The organism is Dehalococcoidales bacterium, assembly GCA_028717385.1.
GTDB lineage: Bacteria > Chloroflexota > Dehalococcoidia > Dehalococcoidales > CSSed11-197 > CSSed11-197.
In genome coordinates, this window is the sequence record JAQUNW010000047.1 from 1 (window position 1) to 5,172 (window position 5,172).

The 5,172-nt window shown below is 44.6% G+C and carries 6 protein-coding genes; 1 reads left to right on the forward strand and 5 read right to left on the reverse strand.

Annotated features, from left to right (window positions below; all coding sequences use genetic code 11):
* The first annotated feature begins 209 nt into the window (after positions 1-209).
* Positions 210-1,199, forward strand: a complete 990-nt coding sequence (gene trpS / locus PHX29_06905) for a tryptophan--tRNA ligase (GenBank protein MDD5605611.1) — start codon at positions 210-212, stop codon at positions 1,197-1,199.
* Between the two features lie 6 nt (positions 1,200-1,205).
* Here trpS and PHX29_06910 read toward each other — a convergent pair whose 3' ends face one another.
* From PHX29_06910 to PHX29_06930, 5 genes are all read right to left on the reverse strand, one after another.
* Complete coding sequence (locus tag PHX29_06910; protein ID MDD5605612.1) at positions 1,206-2,405, reverse strand: aminotransferase class I/II-fold pyridoxal phosphate-dependent enzyme; 1,200 nt, start codon at positions 2,403-2,405, stop codon at positions 1,206-1,208.
* 24 nt (positions 2,406-2,429) lie between these two features.
* Positions 2,430-2,912 carry an Lrp/AsnC family transcriptional regulator gene (locus tag PHX29_06915; GenBank protein MDD5605613.1) on the reverse strand — a complete coding sequence of 161 codons (483 nt, stop codon included), beginning with the start codon at positions 2,910-2,912 and terminating at the stop codon, positions 2,430-2,432.
* A gap of 56 nt (positions 2,913-2,968) precedes the next feature.
* Entirely contained in the window at positions 2,969-3,673 is a 705-nt protein-coding gene (locus PHX29_06920) for a hypothetical protein (GenBank protein MDD5605614.1), read from the reverse strand.
* Complete coding sequence (locus PHX29_06925) at positions 3,673-4,593, reverse strand: ABC transporter ATP-binding protein (GenBank protein ID MDD5605615.1); 921 nt, start codon at positions 4,591-4,593, stop codon at positions 3,673-3,675. The genes PHX29_06920 and PHX29_06925 overlap by 1 nt, the downstream gene beginning before the upstream one ends.
* A 42-nt stretch (positions 4,594-4,635) precedes the next feature.
* The coding region (locus PHX29_06930; protein MDD5605616.1) for an amidase family protein at positions 4,636-5,172 on the reverse strand (537 nt) is incomplete at its 5' end.

The window sequence follows — 5,172 nt, forward strand, 5'->3', positions numbered from 1 at the left end:
AGAAACTCACCTGATCGAAACTTCTGCGGAAATCGACCCATCTCTTCTTAAAGGTAAAAAGAGGGTTGGTGTTACCGCTGGCGCATCTACTGATGATGAAACCATTGCCGGAGTAATCTCCAGGCTTGAACAGATTTCGGATTCCTGGTAGATTTGAAGGTAAAATTAGCTTTGTGCTAGACTCAAACATTAACCCTTGAAGGAGAAACATGAAGAAGCGCATTTTTTCGGGCATGCGCCCTACTGGCAGGCTGCATATTGGTAACTACCTGGGGGCATTACAAAACTGGGTCAATATGCAGGATGAGTTTGACTGTGTATATAGCGTGGTGGATATTCATGCGCTGACTTCTCTTGAAGATACTTCTGAATTGGTCCGGCTTACCCATGAGATGGTTCTGGATATAATGGCAGCCGGCATCGAACCGCAGAAAAGCACACTTTTTGTACAGTCACATGTGCCCGAAGTCACCGAACTTAATACTTATCTTTCTATGGTGACTCCTTTGAGCTGGCTGCTTCGGGTGCCTACTTTCAAGGAAAAGGTTAAGCTTCAGCCCCAAAATGTAAATTACGGCTTAGTGGGATACCCTGTTCTTATGGCGGCAGACATATTACTTTACAAGGCCGAACTCGTTCCAGTTGGACAAGATCAAATGCCTCATTTGGAACTGGCGCGGGAAATTGTAAGGAGATTCAATACCAGATTTAAGCCGGTTTTTCCCGAGCCTGAAGGACGATTGACAAACTTCCCGGTTGTACAGGGGCTGGACGGAGAAAAAATGAGTAAGCAAACTGGCAATTTAATCGAGCTTGCCATTACCGCTGAAGAAACAACAAAAAAAATAATGAGTGCTATTACCGATCCTTCGCGCAAGTTCCGTTCGGATCCAGGTAATCCAGATATATGCAATGTTTACCGGCTTCATGGGTATTTCAATGCAAATGAAATTGAGGAAATCGCTCATAAATGCCGCGATGCTTCTATCGGATGTGTTGATTGCAAGAAACGCCTTGCGGAAAAGATGAATCATGAATTGGCGCCGATTCGTGAACGTCGCCGGGAGCTTGAACAAAATCCTGAATTGGTGCGTCAGGTTTTGGAGGAAGGGGCTGAAAAAGCGCGGATTATCGCTAATAAAACAATGGTTGATGTCCGGCAGGCAATGGGATTATATAATTCCCCGGCATGGATTTAGGCTGAATTAGCTTATCCCGCGGCGTTTTAAGAAACGTTTCATTCTTTCCAGCGCTTCGTAGAGTTCTTTGAGAGAGGTTGCATAGCAACAGCGAATGTAACCTTCTCCATATTGACCGAAAGCGTTTCCCGGCACTACGGCGACCTTTTCTTCCATTAGAAGAGCATGCGCAAACTCTTCGCTCGTCATCCCGGTGTTTTTAATTGAAGGAAAAACGTAAAACGCTCCTTGCGGCTTATAGCAGGATAATCCTATATCACATAGACCTTTTAATATAATCAGCCTTCGCTTGTTGTAATCTGCAACCATTTCTGCGGCACTTGCCTCTCCGCTTTTAAGGGCTTCAATTGCGGCTACCTGGCTCATTGTGGGGGCGCTCATGATAGTATACTGATGGATTTTGGTCATAGCAGCAATAATGGCGGAAGGACCAACTGCATAACCTGCTCTCCAGCCAGTCATGGCGTAAGCTTTGGAAAAACCGCCCAAAAAAACAGTATTTTCATAAGCGTCAGGTAAAGTAGCTACACAGGTATGTTCGCACTCATAAACAAGACGGGAATATATTTCATCTGAAATGATAATAATCCCGTAACGGTTAGCTAGCTGGACTATATCTTCGAGTTTTTCGCGCGGCATAACGGTCCCGGTAGGATTGGCAGGATAGCCAATGATAATGGCTTTAGTTTTTTTGCTGATAAAAGGTTCGATGCCCTCAGCCGATATTTCGAATCGGTCTTCTTCGCGGGTTGGTATCATGACCGGTTTGCCGCCAGCAAGTATTACGCAGGCTGAATATGAAACATAGCACGGATCAGGTATAAGAACTTCGTCACCCGGATTAACAAGTGCCCGTGCAGCCAGGTCCATTGCTTCACTTACCCCAACGGTGATTAAAACTTGGGAATCTGGATCATATTCAAGGTGATAATGGCTGTTAAGATGCTTTGAAAGCTCTTGGCGTAGCTCTGGGATTCCTGTATTAGGAGTATACATTGTGTACCCGTTTTCAATTGATGAGATAGCGGCTTCGCGAATGTGATAAGGTGTAGGGTAATCCGGTTCCCCAATACCCAGTGAAATTACCCCGTCCATTGAAGCCAGAAGGTCAAAAAACTTGCGTATTCCGGATGGTGCAATATTTCCAACCCTGGAGGCAAGACGGTTGTTATATTTTACATCTTGTATTTTGGATTGCGTAGTCACCAGATAATCTTCTCCTGGTATGTTTTAAAGTACCACTTGCTGGCGCATGCCTTTATTCTTATCATCAAGTATTACACCATCTTCCTTGTAGCGTTTCAATAGAAAATGGGTAGTAGTGCCCTGTACGCCTTCTATTGGTGCCAACCGGTGCGTAACGAAGCTGGCAACTTCGTGCATGTTGCGTGCGGTAACGATAATTGCCAGGTCGTAGGTACCGGAAACAAGCATCACTGTTCTGGCTTCAGGGAATTGGTAGATACGCTCAGCGATGGCATCGAACCCAGCTTTCATCTGTGGGGTTACACGAACCTCGATGATAGCCCATACCTGTTCTTCAGCTAATTTGTCCCAATTAACTACCGCCTTGTACTTCAGTATTAAACCGTCTATTTCTGCCTGGTGGATAAGTTGTTCTATCTGATCAGTGTCAGCGCCCAGCATAGTAGCGATTTGCTCTGGAGTTAAACGACCGTCATCTTCCAGTAACCTTAACACTTTATTTAACATAGCGACACCTCAAATAATTGAAAAACAAGCAAACGTTTGTATGATTGTAACAGATCTTATCCTAATGAAGTAACTATTCTTTCCGTAGATAAAAAGCGAATTAAAAATGCAGCAACGGCTATCAGTAATAAAGCGCCAGCCAGAACCAGTCCGGTATAGAGCCAGGTTATTGTGGTGACTGAGCCTATACTGAATCCCAGCCCATAGAGCCCTGCAAATAGTGGGACAAAGATTATAAATCCAAGTAAACGGTTTTCTTTCATACCTAAAGCCAGTTGGGCTACTCCATTTAAACCGACAAAAGCGGCAATAAAAATAGGCACTACTACCATTATATGAAAAATTACCGATGCTCCGGGAAGAATAATCTCCTGATTTCTAACCCCAGTAATTATCAATAAAACAAAAACAGAAGTCAGCGCAAGAGTATAAGCAACCAGGCTGACTGCAATAACTTTGCCGAGCCAAATCTGGCGAAGTGTTGCCGGACTTGAGAGCAAGGTTTCAATAATGCGGTCGGTTTTCTCTTTGTAAAACACATGACCGGTGAGTGAATACGCCATAAACACTCCCAGCATGATAGACAGAAAGAACATGGTGCCATCGACGGATATTATTCCGCCGATTGATCCTTCTCCAGTTAATGACATGCCGTAAATAACGGCAAAAACCAATGCAACCCCCAGAGAGGAAAACATAGTGTTGCGGCTGGCAATCAGCTCTTTTATCTCTTTGCGGACTATCGCCAGACAGGTAGCCACTATTGTTTTTCCTCCCGGTGGATAATTTCGAGGTAAATGTCTTCCAGGGAGCGGTTGGTTCGCTTGATTTCATCTACCCGGATTCCAGCATTCACCAGGGCAGGCAACAGGTCTGGTGATTTACCCGATTTGAAAATCACCTTAATTTTACCGTCAGAGATGATAGTCTTTGCCACATGTTCAATAGATTTAATAATGATTGCAGCGTTATCCAGCTTCTCCTTTTCTTCAAGGGCGATTTCAACTGCCGGCTCACTGGATACAGAACGTAAATGCTTGATGGAATCACAGGCTATTATTCTGCCGCGCTGGAGGATGGCAATGCGGTCGCAGATGCGTTCTACTTCGTCAAGATCATGGGAGTTTAAGAATATTAGTATCTTTTGCTCTCTGGCAAGATTTAGTATTAGATCTCTCACCATTTTTTGAACTTCTGGATCAAGACCGGCGGAAGGCTCATCTAAAAGAAGAACCGAAGGAGAGTGAAGTATAGACCGGGCAAGACCGAGTTTGCGTCGCATTCCCCTGGAATAAGTACCAACTTTATCTTTACCGCGGGCGGTAAGCCCTGTGTATTCAAGAAGCGAGGACACTCGTTTTTGTCGATCTGTTACATCATATAACCTGGCATAGTAATCCAGATTATCCTCTCCGGAAAGATTTTCGTACAGGCCATCATTTTCCAGCAGGACTCCGACTTTACGCCGAAGATGCGGATTCTGGCTAAGCGGTTGCCCCCAGACATATGCTGTGCCAGACGTTGGACGAAGCAAGCCCAGGATGAGGCGCATGGTAGTAGTTTTGCCGGCGCCATTGTGGCCAAGGCAGCCAAAGACTTCACCTTCGTTTACTTCCAGGTTTATATCATCTACTGCCAGTGTGCTTTTGAACTTTTTAGTCAGGTTTTTTATTTCTATCATTTAATCTTACAAGTACTGCTTCTAAGAATTGCCCCCGATAGGTTATTCAGGAAGAGTTGGTTTTTGTTTATGAAAATCAGTAGCCTGTTCGTAAGCGTAGCCGATCCTGAAAAGGGTATTTTCGTTGAATGGTTTGGCCATGATTTGAAGCCCTACTGGCAAACCTTCAGAAAAGCCTGCCGGAATTGATATCGCTGGAATACCTGCAATGTTTATTGGGAGTGTGCATACATCGGTTAAATACATTTGCATTGGATCATTCAGCTTCTCTCCCAGTTTATAAGCTGTGCAGGGGGCGGTGGGTGAAACCAGTGCATCGTACTTTTCAAAAGCAGCTGAAAATTCACGGCTAATAATAGTGCGAACCTTTTGTGCTTTAAGATAGTAAGCATCATAATAACCCGCACTGAGAGCATAGGTTCCAAGCATGATGCGGCGTTTAACCTCAGGCCCGAGACCCAGCTCACGGGTTTTTTCCATCACTTCCCACATATTTTCCGAATCGGGGTACGTATAGCCGTATCTAACTCCATCGTAGCGTGAGAGGTTAGCAGAAGCTTCTGATGGGGCTAATATATA

Coding starts and splice junctions, on each gene's coding strand:
- trpS (MDD5605611.1), top strand. CDS start 210: ATGAAGAAGCGCATTTTTTCGGGCATGCGCCCTACTGGCAGGCTGCAT.
- PHX29_06915 (MDD5605613.1), bottom strand. CDS start 2,912: ATGTTAAATAAAGTGTTAAGGTTACTGGAAGATGACGGTCGTTTAACT.
- PHX29_06925 (MDD5605615.1), bottom strand. CDS start 4,593: ATGATAGAAATAAAAAACCTGACTAAAAAGTTCAAAAGCACACTGGCA.